The 381-nt window shown below is 60.4% G+C and carries 1 protein-coding gene; it reads right to left on the minus strand.

From position 1 onward, the window contains the following. Positions 1 to 12: 12 nt before the first annotated feature. A partial coding sequence (locus tag EOA22_RS37515; RefSeq protein ID WP_127390793.1) for an aldehyde dehydrogenase family protein occupies positions 13 to 381 on the minus strand: 369 nt, incomplete at its 5' end.

Consider the following 381-nt stretch of genomic DNA (forward strand, 5'->3'; position numbering starts at 1 on the left):
GCATTCTCCCGGTCAGGCAGCCGACGTGTTGACGATGACGGTCTTCGACCAGGTGAAATGCTGGATCATGCTCGCCAGCGAGAGTTCACGCCCCATGCCGCTCATTTTCGTCCCCCCATATTCGATGTTGGCTTCCGCGACGGCAAACTGGTTGACCTGCACGAAGCCGGCGTCGATGCGCGACACGAAGTCGAACGCCGCCGGGAGGTTTTCCGTGAAAATCGTTGCCGCGAGGCCGTAAGGCGTATCGTTGGCCTCCTGCAGCACGGTCTCGAAATCGGTAAAGCGTGAGACAGTCGCGACCGGCCCGAAGATCTCGTCACGGCAAACGGGTGAGCTTGCGGGAACGCCCTCGATCAGCGTCGTCGAGTAGTAGTAACC

This window comes from Mesorhizobium sp. M7A.F.Ca.US.014.04.1.1 (genome assembly GCF_003998745.1).
GTDB classification, from domain to species: Bacteria; Pseudomonadota; Alphaproteobacteria; order Rhizobiales; family Rhizobiaceae; genus Mesorhizobium; species Mesorhizobium ciceri.